Genomic DNA, 15,289 nt, shown 5'->3' on the forward strand with positions numbered 1-15,289 from the left:
GAGAGAAGTCCGTTACACCCGTCACAACGCGTGACGATCGGGAATGATTCCCGGCCGCGTCGCCGACTCGTCGATGGTGGCACGGTTCGGCCCCGCCGTCACTCCGGTTTCGGCAGTGGTTCCCGTGCCCCGTGCTTGGCGGCGGGTGCGTCGCTGCGCCAGTCCGGGTGGCCGGGCATGGGCGGGGTCTTCCTGCCGTACAGCCACGGGGTGAAGAAGCCGGTGAGGTCACGTCCGGCGACCCGGGAGGCGAGGGCGACGAAGTCCGCCGTGGTCGCGGTCCCGTCCCGGTGGCCGCTCACCCAGTCGCGCTCCACGTGCTGGAAGGCGTCGGCGCCGATCTCCTGACGCAGGGCGTAGAGGATCAGGGCGCTGCCGTCGTACACCACCGGCCGGAACAGGCTGATCTGCTGCCCCGCCGTCGGGGGCTCGGGGGCGGCCGGGGGGCCGCCGGCCGCGCGCCAGCCGTCGGACCGCGTGTACGCGGCGCGCATCCGCTCCTCCAGGGACTTCTGGGCCGGTTCGGACGTCGCCTTCGGGGTCTGTTCCTCCGCGTAGCGGGCCTCGTACCAGGTGGCGTGCCCCTCGTTGAGCCACAGGTCGGACCACCGGTGCGGCGAGACGCTGTTGCCGAACCATTGGTGGGCCAGCTCGTGGACCATGACCGAGTCGACGTACCACTCGGGGTACTCGGGGCGGGTGAACAGGGAGCGCTCGAAGAGCGAGAGCGTCTGGGTCTCCAGCTCGAAGCCGGTGTCGGCGCCGGCGATCAGCACGCCGTACGTCTCGAAGGGGTACGGCCCGACCTGCCGTTCCATCCAGGTCAGCTGCTCGGGGGTCTTCCTGAGCCAGGGCTCCAGCTTCTCGCGGTCCGCCGCGGGCACCACGTCCCGTACGGGCAGTCCGCGCGGCCCGGCGCGGTGCACGACGGCCGAGGTGCCGATGGAGATCTGTGCCAGCTCCGTGGCCATGGGGTGCTGGGTACGGTAGGTCCAGGTGGTGTTCGGGCCGCGCCGGGTCTTCCCTTCGGGAAGACCGTTGGCGACCACGGTGAGCTGTTCGGGGGCGGTGACGCGGAAGGTGAAGTACGCCTTGTCGGCGGGGTGGTCGTTGCCGGGGAAGACGCGGTGGGCGGCGTCCGCCTGATTGGCCATGGCCAGTCCGTCGGAGGTGCGCAGCCAGCCGCCGCCCCGGCCGTTGGGATCGCTGGTGTGGTTGACGGTGATCCGCAGGCGCGCGCCGGCCTTGACGGGTTTCGGCGGCGTGAGCACCAGGTCCTCGCCGGCCGTGGCGAACTGTGCCTCGGCGCCGTTGATCTCGACCGAGCGGACGGTGCCGTGGGTGAAGTCGAGGTTGACGCGGTCCAGGGGCTCGGTCGCCCGTGCGTCGATCTTGGTGACGGCGTCCAGCGGCTTGGTGTTGTCGCCGCTGTAGGTGAAGGCGAGGTCGTACGTCAGCACGTCGTATCCGGGATTGCCCAGATAGGGGAAGAGCGGATCGCCGATGCCGAGCGGTTCGGGCGCGGGCAGGGTGGCGGCGACGAGCGTGGCCGAGGCAGCGGCCAGCAGGGCGGCGCGCAGTCGGCGAGAGGTGAGCAGCATGCGCCATCGCTACCAGCGCCCGCCGGGCGCATGGCGACGGCGCGCGCCGCGCACACCCGAAAGGGGCAGGTCAGGGGGCGGCCGACCGCCGGATGCCGAGATGCGCGATGTTGACGTGCGCGGCGCCCGGCCCCGGGGGACGGTCCTGAGGCCGGTCCCGGGGCCGGGCGTTCAGGACCGTCCCCGGTCGTTCCGGCCGTCGTGGTAGTTCAGGCCGTCGCCGGTTGCTGGGCGCGGCTCACGTCGTACACCCCCGGTACGTCGCGCATCGCCCGCATCAGACCGGGCAGACCGGCGGCGTCGGGGAGTTCCAGCGTGTAGGTGTGGCGTACGCGCTGCTCGCTCGGCGGTTCGACGTTGGCCGCGACGATCGCGGCGCCGGCCGTCGCGATGGCCTCGGTGAGGTCGGCGAGCAGCCTGGGCCGGCCGAAGGACTCGGCGTAGAGCGTGACCCGGCACTCCGGCTCGTCCCCCCAGCTCACCGCGACCGGGGTCCGGTCGAGGGCGCGCATCCGCTCCACCGCGCGGCACTCGCGCCGGTGGACGGTGACCACGCCGCCGCGCACCGAGAAGCCGGTGACCGCGTCGGGCGGTACGGGGGTGCAGCAGCCTGCCAGCCGTACGGTCGCGCCCGGCAGGTCCACCACGGCGTTGGCGCCGCCCCGCCGGTCGGAGCTGACGGGCTGGGGCGTACGGGGCGCGGCGGCGGGCAGCCCCTCGGTCCCGGGGTGCGCCGCGAGCCAGCCGGTGATCGCGATCCGCGCGGCGGGGGTACGGGCGTGGTCGAGCCACTCGGGCGCGGGTCCCGAGGCCGCGTCCCGGTCCAGCAGCAGCTGGACCGTGTCGCCGTCCCGCAGGACGGTGCTCAGCGGCGCCAGCCGGCCGTTGACCCGCGCGCCGAGGCAGCCGTGGGCACCTTCGCCGTGCTGCGCGTACGCGGCGTCCACGCAGGTCGCCCCGGGCGGCAGCCCCAGCATGCCGCCCTCGGCGCGGAAGACGGTGATCTCGGCGTCCTGGGCCAGGTCCGCGCGCAGCGTCGTCCAGAAGGTGTCCGGATCGGTGGCGGCCTGCTGCCACTCCAGCAGCCGGGAGAGCCAGCCGGGCCGGGTCGGGTCGGCGCGCTCGCCGTCCGACGGTTCCGCGGCGGCCCGCGGATCCGTACGGTCCGGGCCCGTGCCGTTGTCTGCCGCGGTGTACGGATTGCCGAGCGCGACGACGCCGGCCTCGGCGACCTTGTGCATCCGGTGCGTGCGGATGAGGACTTCGGCGACGGCGCCGTCCGGGCCCGCCACGGCGGTGTGCAGGGACTGGTACAGGTTGAACTTGGGCGCGGCGATGAAGTCCTTGAACTCGGAGATCACCGGGGTGAAGCAGGTGTGCAGCTCGCCGAGGACCGCGTAGCAGTCGGCGTCCTCCCCCACCAGCACCAGCAGCCTGCCGAAGTCCGTGCCGCGCAGTTCGCCGCGTTTGAGCCCGGACCGGTGCACGGAGACGAAGTGCCGGGGCCGCACCAGGACTTCCGCCGTGATGCCCGCCTCGCGCAGCACGCGCCTGACGTCCTCGGAGATGGCCGCGAGGGCGTCCCCCGCGGTGGCGTTGTCCGCGATCAGGGCGCGGGTGTGCGCGTACTCCTCGGGGTGGAGGATCGCGAACACCAGGTCCTCCAGCTCGGTCTTGAGCGCCTGGACGCCGAGGCGTTCGGCGAGCGGGATGAGGACGTCGTGGGTGACCTTGGCGATGCGGGCCTGTTTCTCGGGGCGCATCACGCCGAGGGTGCGCATGTTGTGCAGCCGGTCCGCGAGCTTGATCGACATCACCCGGACGTCGTTGCCGGTGGCGACGAGCATCTTGCGGAAGGTCTCGGGTTCGGCGGCGGCCCCGTAGTCGACCTTCTCCAGTTTGGTCACGCCGTCGACGAGATAGCAGACCTCGTCGCCGAACTCCGCCCTGACCTGGTCGAGCGTCACTTCGGTGTCCTCGACGGTGTCGTGGAGGAGCGAGGCCGTCAGGGTCGTTGTCTCCGCGCCCAGTTCGGCGAGGATCAGGGTCACGGCCAGCGGATGCGTGATGTACGGCTCGCCGCTCTTGCGGAACTGCCCCCGGTGGGAGGCTTCGGCGAGCAGGTACGCCCTGCGCAGTACGGCGAGATCGGCGTCCGGGTGGTGCGCGCGATGGGCGTCCGCGACATGCCCCATGGCGTCGGGCAGCCGGTCCCGGGAGGCGGGGCCGAGGAGCGCCGCCCTGCCGAGTCTGCGGAGGTCGATCCTGGGAAGGCCGCGTCTGCGGCTGTGGGCACCAGGGGTGGTGGCCTCTGCACTCATGGGGAGCCTCCGGCAGCATCGACCGGCGGTGGATGAGCGGGAGCGCCCTCCGGGCCGGTGCTTGATGCTATCGAGCCCACCACGTGGAGCAGTCCCGCTCCCGCCCGGCGTGAAACGGATCACCCATTCGAGCGATGCTTCAGGCGAGGGCCGTTTCGAGCCATACCGGGTCGATGTATCCCTCGGCGACGATCACGGCGGGCCCGGCCATCTCGACGGAACCGTCGGGGTGTTCGGTGATGACGAGCCGTCCGCCGGGGAGATCGACGGTGTAGGTGACGGGGGATCCGGTCACCGCGGGGTCCACGCCGTCCCTGCGGGCGGCGGCCACGGCCACCGCGCAGGCGCCCGTGCCGCAGGAGCGGGTCTCGCCCGAACCGCGCTCGTGGACCCGCATGGCGAGATGGCGCGGGCCCCGGTCGACGACGAATTCGGCGTTCACTCCGTCGGGGTAGGCGGAGGAGGGGGTGACGGCGGGCGCGGAGAGCAGGTTCCCGGCGTGCGCCAGGTCGTCGACGAACGCGACCGCGTGCGGATTGCCCATGTTGACGTTGCGCGCGGGCCAGGAGCGGTCGCCGACCGAGACGCTCACGCCGTCGCCCCCGGGGAGCAGCGCCCGGCCCATGTGGACGGTGATGTCGCCGTCCAGCGCCTCGGAGCCGTCCAGCGCCTCGGAGCCGTCCACTCCCTCGGAGCCGCCGATCTCCTCGGAGCCGCCGGTCCTCTTGGAGCCGCCGGTCCCCTTGGAGAGGTGCACCCGCTTCACTCCGCCGCGGGTCGCCACGGCCAGGTCGCCCGCCTCCACGTGACCGGCGCGCTGGAGGTGGCGGGCGAAGACCCGGACCCCGTTGCCGCACATCTCGGCGATGGATCCGTCGGCGTTGCGGTAGTCCATGAACCACTCGGCCTCGCCCGCCATGGCGCGCGCCTCGGGGTGCGCCGCCGACCTGACGACGCGCAGCAGCCCGTCGCCGCCGACGCCCGCCCTGCGGTCGCACAGGGCGGCCACGGCGCGCGGGGGCAGGTCGATGGCGTTGTCGGGGTCGGGGACGATCACGAAGTCGTTCTCGGTCCCGTGGCCCTTGAGGAAGGCGATCGGCGCGGTCTGCGAAGTGCTCACTGATCCATCGTACGAGCAGCCACCGACACCGTCCGCCGGGCGGCGTCCGCACCCGTGATCCGGCGGGTGTCAGCGCAGCCGGGCGACGCGCCAGACGGCCAGGGCCACCAGGGCGGCGGCCACCGTCACGTACAGCGCGATGACGCGCCAGTCGGGGCGTTCGCCGGAGGCGCGGGCCGGCAGGCCGGGCCAGGTGTGGCCGACGCGGCGGGCGGCCATCATGCCCCAGCCTGCCGCGCAGCAGCTGATCAGCAGCCCCAGCATGGCGACGACGGCGCCGCCGTCCCCGGTGCCGAAGGCGAGGGGGAAGGCGAACATCAGCGAGCCGATGGCGGCGAGCGCCACGATCGGGGCGAGTTGCCAGATCCGCAGGCGTCGCTGAGGGCGGAGTTCGACCTCGACCTCGGGGGTCACTGTCTCTTCTTCCGGCCCGTCAGGGCTCAGGCCCGGGGCGTCGTCCGCTGCCCTCGGTGCCGTGGGTTCTCTGTCGCGAGGGCCGGCCTCCATCGCCACGCGCCCTCCCAAGTCGGACTCCAGTGGTCGATCGATGCCCGATGGTCGACCGATGCTCGATGATGGCACGCCGTGGAGTACCGCAAGGGCGCCCTGAGCGTCCCGATGCCATCACGTGATCAGGCTGTAACCGCTCGTTCGACCAACGCCAGCGCCAGGTCGGGGAGTTCCCCCCGTTGCTCGGTTCCGCCGCCCAGCCAGTGCACGCGTGAGTCGCGGCGGAACCACGAATCCTGGCGGCGCGCGAAGCGTTTGGTGGCGCGTACGGTCTCGAAGCGCGCCTCCTCGTCGGTGCACTCGCCCGCGAGCGCCGCGAGCACCTGCTGGTAGCCGAGGGCGCGCGAGGCGGTGCGCCCCTCGCGCAGTCCCCGGGTCTCCAGGTCGCGCACTTCGTCGACGAGCCCCTCGTCCCACATCCGGTCGACGCGCCGCGCGATCCGCTCGTCCAGCTCCGGGCGGGCGACGTCGACGCCGATCTGCACGGTGTCGTAGACGGCTTCGTGGCCGGGCAGATTGGCGGTGAAGGGCTTGCCGGTGATCTCGATCACCTCCAGCGCCCGGACGATCCGGCGGCCGTTGCTGGGCAGGATCGCGCGGCCCGCCTGCGGGTCGGCGGCGGCCAGCCGCGCGTGCAGCGCGCCGGAGCCGCGCAGGGTCAGCTCCGCCTCCAGCCGGGCCCGTACCCCGGGGTCGGTACCGGGGAAGTCGAGCGCGTCGATGGCGCCGCGTACGTACAGCCCGGAGCCTCCCACCAGCACGGGGGTACGGCCCGCCGCGAGCAGCCGGTCGATCTCCGTCCGGGCCCGCTTCTGGTACTCGGCGACGCTGGCGGCCTCGGTGACGTCCCAGATGTCGAGGAGATGGTGCGGGACGCCGGCACGTTCCTCGGTCGTCAACTTGGCCGTGCCGATGTCCATCCCCCGGTAGAGCTGCATGGAGTCGGCGTTGACGACCTCACCGCCGAGTTGCCGGGCGAGGTGAACGCCGAGATCTGACTTGCCGGCCGCGGTGGGACCGACGACGGCGATGACCCGCGGTGCGGTAGCTGCGCTTCTCACTGCCCCAGTCTCGCAAACTCGCGGGCTCCTGCCCGAACGAGTTACGCAGCGCCGCACGCCGGTGCGTACGCCGGTGGCCGCACGCCGGCGCGCGCGGCGCACGGCGCGCGATGCCGCCGCCGCGAGTAATCTGTGAGGTACATAGGCTGTTGTTTCCTCCGAGGGAAGGTGGCCCATGGGCTTCCTGGATTCACTGAAGGCCAAGATCGGTCCGGCCCGTGACAAGGTCACCGACCTCGCGCAGCAGCACGGGGACAAGATCGAGCAGGGACTGGACAAGGCTGCCCGTACGGTCGACGAGAAGACCAAGGGCAAGTACAGCGACAAGATCGGTACCGGCACGGACAAGGCGAAGGGCGCCCTGGACAAGCTCGCCCACAAGGACGACGGAACTCCCCCGCCGCCCGCCGCCTCCTCTTGATCCACCGCACGCACACCTGGGCGCGTCCCGCCGCCCGTCGGCGGGACGCGCCCAGGCCATGTCCATGAACCGGACGCGGGGCGGTCCTAGGACCAGACGGCCACGAAGTAACCGACGCCGTACGGCGCGTCCTCGTACAGCAACTCGCCGCCCAGCCCCGCGCCCTGCGCCGCGCCCGCGAGCACCTGCCAGGGCGCCCGGCCCGCCGCCTTGAGCGCGCGGGCAGGTTCCGTTTCCAGCGCCAGCAGCCCCGGCACATCAGCGGCCGCCAGGGCCCGCGCCGCTTCCGCGTCGAAGGCCGGCGCCCGCTCGTCCAGATACCCGGGGGCCTTGACCGTACGGCAGGCACTGCCGTCGCCCATGACGAGCAGGGCCACCCGGTCGGCTCCCGCGGCGAGCTCCCGCCCCGCCCCGGCACAGTCCTCGGGGGCCAGCGCCTCCCCCACGCCCAGCCCCGATACCGGGGCGCCGCTCCAGAGGACGTGCTCCAGCAGCCAGGCGGCGACGGCAAGGGAGGCGGGCAGTTCGCGTCCCGCCGCCGATTCCGGCCCAGGCTCGGTGCGGACCCCGCCGAGTACGGCTTCGGAGTCGACGCCGAAGCCTCTGAAGGAGCCGACGGCGCCCTGCGGGTGGACCCCGAGGCCCGTCTCCCCCGCGGGGCCGACGACGACCAGCCGGTCGGGGCGTGCGGCGGCCAGCACGCCGAGCGCCCGCGCGCACGCGGCGCGCGCGGCGTCGAGTTCGGGAGCGGCACCGGCGGCTACGGCGGGCACGAGCAGGGGCGGGCTGGGGCACACGGCGGCGGATACGAGCATGATCGGCAGCCTAAACGGCGCGACGCCCGGCCGTACCCGCGAGGAGCGGATGCCCCCTTCATGGGAAGGGCGTCACGGAGCGCCCGCGCCCGGCAGGTCCTCGCGGCCGAGCCAGGAGGGCACCTCCGGAACGTCCGCGTCCCAAGGGCGGGGCGGTTCCGGCGGCGGAGGAGGAGCAAGCGGCGGCGGAGGCAGCGGCGGATCCGCCCGGACCGGTTCGGCAGGCGGGGCGGGAGCCGGGGGCGGCGGGTCGCTGTCGTACAGCAGCTCGGCCACGGTGAACCGGCAGTGGAACTGCTGCCACACGCCCTCGATGACGAGCAGGTAGCCGTCCCCGTCCGCGTAGAGCCTGGTGCGTTTGGGATTGGCCGGATGCATGGGCGAGAAGCGTCTGGCGCGCCCGAGCAGCTCGGCCATCGCCTCTTCCCTGGTCCCGTCCACATGGGCCAGGACATCGGGCGCCCACACCCGCTTCTGATTGCCGAATCCGAGATTCTGCTCGACGATCAGCCCCCACCTGGTGGCCGTCACTCGACCGCGCAACCGCCCGTGACCGCCGGAAGCGGGGCCGGGACCCCGACCGTGGGCAGTCCCAGCAGCACACCGGCCGGCTTCGGGGCGGAGGCGGCGTTCCGCCGCTCCCAGGCGTCACCGGCGCGGGTGCGGCGCACCGCCGGGGCGGGTCCCTCGGCGAGCAGGTGGTGCGGGGCCGCGTAGGTGATCTCCACGGTCACCACATCGCCGGGCCGCACCTCCTCGTCCGGCTTGGTGAAGTGGACGAGACGGTTGTCGGGGGCGCGGCCCGAGAGCCGGTGGGTGGCTCCGTCCTTGCGGCCCTCGCCCTCGGCGACCATGACCTCCAGCGTCCGGCCGACCTGCTGCTTGTTCTCCTCCCAGGAGATCTCCTCCTGGAGGGCGGACAGCCGCATGTAGCGCTCCTGGACGATCTCCTTGGGGATCTGCCCGTCCATGTCGGCGGCCGGGGTGCCGGGGCGCTTGGAGTACTGGAAGGTGAACGCCTGCGCGAAGCGCGCCTCGCGCACGACCTTCATCGTCTGCTCGAAGTCCTCCTCGGTCTCGCCGGGGAAGCCCACGATGATGTCGGTGGAGATGGCGGCGTGCGGGATCGCGGCGCGCACCTTGTCGATGATGCCCAGGTAGCGGTCCTGCCGGTACGAGCGGCGCATCGCCTTCAGGATCGGGTCCGAGCCGGACTGGAGCGGCATGTGGAGCTGCGGCATCACGTTCGGGGTCTCGGCCATCGCCGCGATCACGTCGTCCGTGAAGTCACGCGGATGCGGCGAGGTGAAGCGGACACGCTCCAGCCCCTCGATCGCGCCACAGGCGCGCAGCAGCTTGGAGAACGCCTCGCGGTCGCCCATGTCGGAGCCGTACGCGTTGACGTTCTGGCCGAGCAGCGTGATCTCGGAGACGCCCTCGGAGACCAGCGCCTCGATCTCGGCGAGGATGTCGCCGGGGCGGCGGTCCTTCTCCTTGCCGCGCAGCGCCGGGACGATGCAGAAGGTGCAGGTGTTGTTGCAGCCGACCGAGATGGAGACCCACGCGGCGTACGCGGACTCGCGGCGGGTCGGCAGCGTGGAGGGGAACGCCTCCAAGGACTCCGCGATCTCGATCTGCGCCTCTTCCTGGACGCGGGCGCGCTCCAGGAGGACCGGCAGCTTGCCGATGTTGTGCGTGCCGAAGACGACATCGACCCAGGGCGCGCGCCGCACGATGGTGTCGCGGTCCTTCTGCGCCAGGCAGCCGCCGACGGCGATCTGCATGCCGGGCCGCCTGGTCTTCATCGGCGCCAGCCGGCCGAGGTTGCCGTACAGCTTGTTGTCGGCGTTCTCCCGCACCGCGCAGGTGTTGAAGACGACAACATCGGCGTCCCCGTCGGCGCCTTCGGGCGCGCGGACGTATCCGGCTCCCTCCAGCAGGCCCGACAGCCGCTCGGAGTCGTGGACATTCATCTGGCACCCGTAGGTGCGCACCTCGTAAGTCTTCGCGCTCATCTCGCCCACCAGGGTACGGGGTCCCGCGCGGCCGTCGCCCGGGGATTCCCGGGAGGCCCGTGGCGACCTCAAGCCAAGCCCTGGTCATCACGGGGAGTGAGCTGACAGGATCGGCACATGTTCACTTTCCCGGCCCGGCCCGGCAGGGCCCGCGTTCTCCAGGGCGCCGCGGCGTTCCTGGTGGTGCTCGGGCTGCTGTTGTGGTGGCTGCTGCCGATCGGGAAGTCGACGCCGAACGGCTCGGTCGTCTTCAGCACGGGGGTGAACAGCGGGGTCTACGAGCGGTACGGAAAGCTGCTGAAGGAGGATCTCGGCCGCGATCTGCCCGATGTGTCGGTCGCGCTGCGGAGCAGCGAGGGATCGCAGGAGAACATCGCGCGGGTGGCCTCCGGTGACGCTCAGTTCACCATCGCCACGGCCGACGCGGTGGCGAAGTACCAGATGGACGACAAGCCGGGCGCGGACCGGCTGAGCGGCTGTGCGCGCCTGTACGACGACTATGTGCAGCTGGTCGCCGCCAAGGACAAGAAGATCGGCTCCGTCGCCGACCTGGCCGGCCGGCGCGTGGGCGTGGGGCAGGACAGGTCGGGGGTCCGGCTGATAGCCGACCGGATCCTGACGGCCGCGGGGCTCGACCCGGAGAACGGGATCACCCCGGTCTCGTCCGGCATAGACACGATGCCGGGCCAGCTCGAACGGGGCGAGCTGGACGCCTTCTTCTGGTCGGGCGGGCTGCCGACCAGCACCATCCAGAAGCTGTCCAAGCGCTTCGCCATCAACCTGGTCCCGCTGACGCCCTCCCTGATCAACCAGTTGCACGCCTCGGGCGGGGCGGCCGCGCGCTATTACCGGTCCGCCGCGATGCCCGCGGACGCCTACGGCGAGGCGCAGGGGAACAAGGCGGTGCCGACCGTCGCGGTGGCCAATCTCCTGGTCACCACGGACCGGGTCTCCACCGAGTTGGTGAAGGGCTTCACCCGTACCGTGATCAAGAGCCGGGACCGCATAGGCAAGGAGGTCCACCCCGCGCAGCTGGTGGACCTGCGGACCGCGATATACACGGACCCGCTCCCCCTGCACGAGGGCGCCCAGCAGTACTACCGGTCGGTCAAACCCTGACGTCCCGACGAGCGCGCGGGGCACCGGGTCTCACGGTGTCGGCGCCGATCGCGGGAGGCTGAGCGTCACCCGCAGGCCGCGTGGTTCCCCGTGCGCGTACGAGATGGAGCCGCCGCCCGCCGTGAGCAGCGCCCTGGTGATGGACAGGCCGAGTCCTGAGCCCTTGATGTTCTGGTGCCGGCCGCTGCGCCAGAAGCGGTCCCCGATCCGGGCGATCTCGTCGTCCGTGAGACCGGGTCCGCCGTCGCTGACGACGATCGTGGAGGTGGCGCCCTCGCCGGTGACGGTGACCGTGACCTCTTCGCCCGCCGGAGTGAATTTCAGCGCGTTGTCGATCACGGCGTCCAGTGCGCTGGAGAGCGCGATGGGGTCGGCCCAGGCGGTGACCGCGGCACGGCACTCGGTCAGTCCGACGCCCTTCTCCTCGGCGAGGGCGCGCCAGGCCGCGACCCGCTCGGTCGCCACCTCACCGATGTCGGTGAGCCGCAGATCGGCGGCGCTGTGCTCGGCCAGCGCCAGCCCCAGCAGGTCGTCCAGGACCTGGGCGAGCCGCTTGCCCTCGGTCCGTACGGCGGCGATCTCCGGGTTCCCCTCGGGCAGTTCGAGGCCGAGGAGTTCGATCCGCAGCAGCAGCGCGGCGAGCGGATTGCGCAGTTGGTGGGAGGCGTCGGCGACGAAGGCGCGCTGCTGTTCCAGTACGTCCTCGACGTTGTCGGCCATCTCGTTGAACGAGTCGGCCAGCCGTCGCAGTTCCGGCGGACCGCCGGCCGCGGCGACCCGGGACTTCATCCGGCCGGTGGCGATGTCGTGGGTGGCCGCGTCCAGCACCCGTACGGGACGCAGCACCCAGCCCGTCAGCCGGACGGCCAGCCCCACGGCGACCAGCATGGCCAGCGCCTCGCCCGCGGCGATGTACAGCCAGCCCCTGAGGATCCGTGAGCGCATCTGGTCGGTCGGGGAGTCGGTCACCACGACCGCGACCACGTCTCCGTCCCGTACCACCGGCGAGTCGACGATGAGCCGGCCGTCCTGCCAGGGCCAGACCTGCTCGGGGTCGCCGCTGCGGCGGCCGAGCAGGGCCTCCTTGAAGGACTTGCGGCCCTGTCCGTCCACCGGCACGCTCCAGTTCTCCGGAGCGCTGGCCATCGCGTCGTCGTCCCGGTAGAAGACGCCGACCCGGATGCCGTACACGTCGTAGTAGCGGTCGAGTTCCTCCGCGAGCAGTTCACGGCGCTCCTCGGTTCCCGAGGAGCCCTCGGCGACGAACTGGGCGAGCGCCGCGACCCGCGCCGTGTCGTCGATCCGGTCCACGACGACCTTCTGCTGTTCGGCGGCGGCGAGTCTCACGGCGAGCGGAAACCCCAGCGCGAGGAGTACGCCCGCCATGAGAACGATCAGCAGGGGGAACAGGCGGCTGCTCACGGGCGGCTACGGCCCCTGGTGCGCGGCCGGGACGACGAGCCGGTAGCCGACTCCCCGTACGGTCTCGATCAGCGCGGGCATGCCGAGCTTGCCGCGCAGCGAGGCGACATGGACTTCGAGCGTGCGGCCGGTGCCTTCCCAACTGGTGCGCCACACCTCGCTGATGATCTGCTCCCGGCCGAAGACCACACCGGGGCGCTGGGCGAGCAGCGCCAGCAGATCGAATTCCTTACGGGTCAGCTGGACCGCCGCGCCGTCGACGCTGACGCGTCTGGTGGGCAGTTCGAGGGTGAGCCGGCCCAGCCGCTGGGCGGTCTCCGGCCCGGGTCCTGGCTCGTCCCCGCTCGTCGTGCGCCGGCTGACGGCGTGGATCCGGGCGAGCAGTTCACCGGTGTCGTACGGCTTGACGACATAGTCGTCGGCCCCCAGGTTGAGGCCATGGATCCGGGACCGGACATCGGCACGCGCCGTCACCATGATCACCGGGGTCGCGGTGATCTTCCGGATCTTGCCGCAGACCTGGTAGCCGTCCTGGTCGGGCAGGCCGAGGTCGAGCAGCACCACCCCGAACGGTGACTTGCCGGCGTTGGCGGCGGGAAGCAGCGCCTGAAGCGCCTCCTCGCCGTTGCGGGCATGCGTCACCTGGAATCCATGCTTGGCGAGCACGGCCGACAGGGCGGCGGCGACATGGTCGTCGTCCTCCACGAGCAGCAGTCTCACGGGCCCCCTTCTTCGCGGTCGCGGTCATGAACGAGTACGTGCATCGGTACGTACCCGAGTAAGTACGTACCTGGCATCCACGCCGATGGTGCCGCGCCAGTCAAGTGTCTTCCCGTTACGCCGAGGTTTCCGTTACCCACCCGGTACTCCCCGCACCGTCCCCTTCACACGGAGTGTCCGGTTGCGGCCGGATCGTTATGCTCAATTTCAGCTCAGATGTAATGACGCTGATCGCAGTGCGTGACTAAGGTCCTCCCAACCGAGGAGGACGGAGCAAAAAGCCGATGAGCGGAGTGTCAGCGACCAAGGGCACCGAGGACGCCGGGCCGGCGACGGGCGACCTGGTCGTACTGAGCAACGTGAACAAGCACTTCGGCGCGCTGCATGTGCTCCAGGACATCGACCTGACCATCGCCCGTGGCGAGGTCGTGGTCGTCATCGGGCCCTCCGGGTCCGGCAAGTCCACACTGTGCCGCACCATCAACCGCCTGGAGACGATCGATTCGGGCGCCATCACGATCGACGGGAAGCCGCTGCCGGACGAGGGCAGGGAGCTGGCCAGGCTGCGCGCCGATGTCGGCATGGTCTTCCAGTCGTTCAACCTCTTCGCACACAAGACCGTGCTGGAGAACGTCACACTGGGCCAGCTGAAGGTCCGCAAGGCCGACAAGAAGGCGGCCGAGGAGAAGGCGCGGGCGCTGCTCGACCGGGTGGGCGTCGGCTCGCAGGCCGACAAGTACCCGGCGCAGCTCTCGGGTGGTCAGCAGCAGCGCGTCGCCATCGCGCGGGCGCTGGCGATGGACCCGAAGGTCATGCTCTTCGACGAGCCGACCTCGGCGCTCGACCCCGAGATGATCAATGAAGTGCTCGAGGTCATGCAGCAACTGGCGCGCGACGGAATGACGATGGTCGTCGTCACCCACGAGATGGGCTTCGCCCGCTCGGCCGCGAACCGGGTGGTCTTCATGGCGGACGGCCGGATCGTGGAAGAGGCGTCACCCGACGAGTTCTTCAGCAATCCGCGCAGCGACCGGGCCAAGGACTTCCTGTCGAAGATCCTGCACCACTGATTCCACCGACTCCGCTGATCGCAGCGCTGATCCCGCCCGCCGGTCTCACCCACTGATTCCCGCACCGCCGTATCCGTACCGCCGGTGTCCGCGTCATTGATCACCGCATCAGTGGTCGGGGCTCTGCTCACGGCTCTTTCACAGCTCTTCTTACGGCTCTACCGAGTTGGCAGAACCTGTTCGTTCACGTCTCACCGAGGGAAGTTCACCCATGAAGCTTCAGAAGGCAACCGCGGCGGCCGCCACCGCCCTGGTCATCGCCCTGACCGCCACCGCCTGCGGCGGCGACAGCAAGGACGACAGCAGCGGCAGTGGCAGCGGCGACAAGATCACCATCGGTATCAAGTTCGACCAGCCCGGTATCGGCCTCCAGAAGCCCGACGGCAGCTACGCGGGCTTCGACGTGGACGTCGCGACGTACGTCGCCAAGGAACTCGGTTACGACGCGAAGAACATCGTCTGGAAAAAGGCCCCCAGCGCCGAGCGCGAGAACCTGATCGCCAATGGTGACGTCAAGTTCGTCGCCGCCAGCTACACGATCAACGACGAGCGCAAGAAGAAGGTCGACTTCGCCGGCCCGTACCTCCTCGCCCACCAGGACCTGCTGGTCCGCGCGGACGACAATTCCATCACCAAGGCCGAGGACCTGAACTCCAAGAAGCTCTGTTCGGTCGCGGGCTCGACCTCGGCGCAGAACATCCACGACACCCTCGCGCCGAAGGCCGACCTTCAGGAGTTCGCCGGCTACTCCGAGTGCCTGACGGGCCTGGAGAACGAGGCCGTCGACGCGCTGACCACGGACGACTCCATCCTCGCCGGTTACGCCGCGCAGCCGGAGCTGAAGGGCAAGTTCAAGCTGCTGGGTCTCAAGCTCAGCGACGAGCCCTACGGCATCGGCCTCAAGAAGGGCGACACCGAGCTGAAGACCAAGGTCAACGACGCCCTCAAGAAGATGGTGTCGGACGGCTCCTGGGAGAAGGCCGTGAAGGCCAACTTCGGCCCGGCCAACTACAAGAACGAGCCCGCCCCGCAGATCGCCGACTGAAGACAGCAGTGACGCGCCGCCGGCCGGTCCGGCGGCGCGTACCGACCAG

The 15,289-nt window shown here is 71.1% G+C and carries 14 protein-coding genes; 4 read left to right on the forward strand and 10 right to left on the reverse strand.

Annotated elements, in window-relative coordinates:
- Positions 1-98 precede the first annotated feature (98 nt).
- The 5 genes from OG627_RS07520 to miaA form a co-directional block, all read right to left on the reverse strand.
- A complete protein-coding gene (locus OG627_RS07520) occupies positions 99-1,601 on the reverse strand; it encodes a M1 family metallopeptidase (RefSeq protein WP_329062705.1) in 1,503 nt (500 codons plus the stop codon).
- Between the two features lie 209 nt (positions 1,602-1,810).
- Positions 1,811-3,922 (reverse strand): RelA/SpoT family protein, encoded by a 2,112-nt coding sequence (locus tag OG627_RS07525; RefSeq protein WP_329062707.1) that lies wholly within the window; start codon positions 3,920-3,922, stop codon positions 1,811-1,813.
- Between the two features lie 139 nt (positions 3,923-4,061).
- Positions 4,062-5,042 (reverse strand): diaminopimelate epimerase, encoded by a 981-nt coding sequence (locus OG627_RS07530; protein WP_329062709.1) that lies wholly within the window; start codon positions 5,040-5,042, stop codon positions 4,062-4,064.
- A gap of 69 nt (positions 5,043-5,111) precedes the next feature.
- Positions 5,112-5,549, reverse strand: coding sequence for a hypothetical protein (locus OG627_RS07535; protein ID WP_329072464.1), 438 nt, complete (start codon positions 5,547-5,549; stop codon positions 5,112-5,114).
- 125 nt (positions 5,550-5,674) lie between these two features.
- Positions 5,675-6,613 (reverse strand): tRNA (adenosine(37)-N6)-dimethylallyltransferase MiaA, encoded by a 939-nt coding sequence (miaA, locus tag OG627_RS07540; RefSeq protein WP_329062711.1) that lies wholly within the window; start codon positions 6,611-6,613, stop codon positions 5,675-5,677.
- Positions 6,614-6,788: 175 nt separating this feature from the next.
- Here miaA and OG627_RS07545 point away from each other — a divergent pair, with 175 nt between their 5' ends.
- Positions 6,789-7,034: an antitoxin gene (locus OG627_RS07545; RefSeq protein WP_329062713.1), complete on the forward strand. Its 246-nt coding sequence runs from the start codon at positions 6,789-6,791 to the stop codon at positions 7,032-7,034.
- Between the two features lie 86 nt (positions 7,035-7,120).
- Here OG627_RS07545 and OG627_RS07550 read toward each other — a convergent pair whose 3' ends face one another.
- From OG627_RS07550 to miaB, 3 genes are all read right to left on the reverse strand, one after another.
- The gene (locus tag OG627_RS07550; RefSeq protein ID WP_329062715.1) at positions 7,121-7,849 is read right to left on the reverse strand and encodes a hypothetical protein; all 729 of its coding nucleotides are present in this window, start codon (positions 7,847-7,849) and stop codon (positions 7,121-7,123) included.
- A gap of 72 nt (positions 7,850-7,921) precedes the next feature.
- Positions 7,922-8,380, reverse strand: a complete 459-nt coding sequence (locus tag OG627_RS07555) for a hypothetical protein (RefSeq protein WP_329062717.1) — start codon at positions 8,378-8,380, stop codon at positions 7,922-7,924.
- Positions 8,377-9,864 carry a tRNA (N6-isopentenyl adenosine(37)-C2)-methylthiotransferase MiaB gene (gene miaB / locus OG627_RS07560; protein ID WP_329062719.1) on the reverse strand — a complete coding sequence of 496 codons (1,488 nt, stop codon included), beginning with the start codon at positions 9,862-9,864 and terminating at the stop codon, positions 8,377-8,379. Before miaB ends, OG627_RS07555 begins: the two co-directional genes overlap by 4 nt.
- A 117-nt stretch (positions 9,865-9,981) precedes the next feature.
- On the opposite strand from miaB, the gene OG627_RS07565 reads away from it, so the two are divergent.
- A complete protein-coding gene (locus OG627_RS07565; protein WP_329062721.1) occupies positions 9,982-10,983 on the forward strand; it encodes a TAXI family TRAP transporter solute-binding subunit in 1,002 nt (333 codons plus the stop codon).
- Positions 10,984-11,013: 30 nt separating this feature from the next.
- On the opposite strand, the gene OG627_RS07570 is transcribed toward OG627_RS07565, so the two are convergent.
- Positions 11,014-12,405, reverse strand: coding sequence for a sensor histidine kinase (locus tag OG627_RS07570; protein ID WP_329062723.1), 1,392 nt, complete (start codon positions 12,403-12,405; stop codon positions 11,014-11,016).
- Between the two features lie 6 nt (positions 12,406-12,411).
- The gene (locus OG627_RS07575) at positions 12,412-13,125 is read right to left on the reverse strand and encodes a response regulator transcription factor (RefSeq protein ID WP_329062725.1); all 714 of its coding nucleotides are present in this window, start codon (positions 13,123-13,125) and stop codon (positions 12,412-12,414) included.
- A gap of 284 nt (positions 13,126-13,409) precedes the next feature.
- Here OG627_RS07575 and OG627_RS07580 point away from each other — a divergent pair, with 284 nt between their 5' ends.
- The gene (locus OG627_RS07580) at positions 13,410-14,195 is read left to right on the forward strand and encodes an amino acid ABC transporter ATP-binding protein (protein ID WP_114623434.1); all 786 of its coding nucleotides are present in this window, start codon (positions 13,410-13,412) and stop codon (positions 14,193-14,195) included.
- Between the two features lie 211 nt (positions 14,196-14,406).
- Complete coding sequence (locus OG627_RS07585; protein WP_329062729.1) at positions 14,407-15,240, forward strand: glutamate ABC transporter substrate-binding protein; 834 nt, start codon at positions 14,407-14,409, stop codon at positions 15,238-15,240.
- Positions 15,241-15,289 lie beyond the last annotated feature (49 nt).

Origin of the sequence: Streptomyces sp. NBC_01429, assembly GCF_036231945.1 — a bacterium.
GTDB lineage: Bacteria > Actinomycetota > Actinomycetes > Streptomycetales > Streptomycetaceae > Streptomyces.

What these genes read in the sequence shown, in the direction of transcription:
- OG627_RS07520 (WP_329062705.1), bottom strand. Translation starts at nt 1,601, where the DNA reads ATGCTGCTCACCTCTCGCCGACTGCGCGCCGCCCTGCTGGCCGCTGCC.
- OG627_RS07585 (WP_329062729.1), top strand. Translation starts at nt 14,407, where the DNA reads ATGAAGCTTCAGAAGGCAACCGCGGCGGCCGCCACCGCCCTGGTCATC.
- OG627_RS07550 (WP_329062715.1), bottom strand. Translation starts at nt 7,849, where the DNA reads ATGCTCGTATCCGCCGCCGTGTGCCCCAGCCCGCCCCTGCTCGTGCCC.
- OG627_RS07545 (WP_329062713.1), top strand. Translation starts at nt 6,789, where the DNA reads ATGGGCTTCCTGGATTCACTGAAGGCCAAGATCGGTCCGGCCCGTGAC.
- OG627_RS07565 (WP_329062721.1), top strand. Translation starts at nt 9,982, where the DNA reads ATGTTCACTTTCCCGGCCCGGCCCGGCAGGGCCCGCGTTCTCCAGGGC.
- OG627_RS07525 (WP_329062707.1), bottom strand. Translation starts at nt 3,922, where the DNA reads ATGAGTGCAGAGGCCACCACCCCTGGTGCCCACAGCCGCAGACGCGGC.
- OG627_RS07580 (WP_114623434.1), top strand. Translation starts at nt 13,410, where the DNA reads ATGAGCGGAGTGTCAGCGACCAAGGGCACCGAGGACGCCGGGCCGGCG.
- OG627_RS07535 (WP_329072464.1), bottom strand. Translation starts at nt 5,549, where the DNA reads ATGGAGGCCGGCCCTCGCGACAGAGAACCCACGGCACCGAGGGCAGCG.
- miaB (WP_329062719.1), bottom strand. Translation starts at nt 9,864, where the DNA reads ATGAGCGCGAAGACTTACGAGGTGCGCACCTACGGGTGCCAGATGAAT.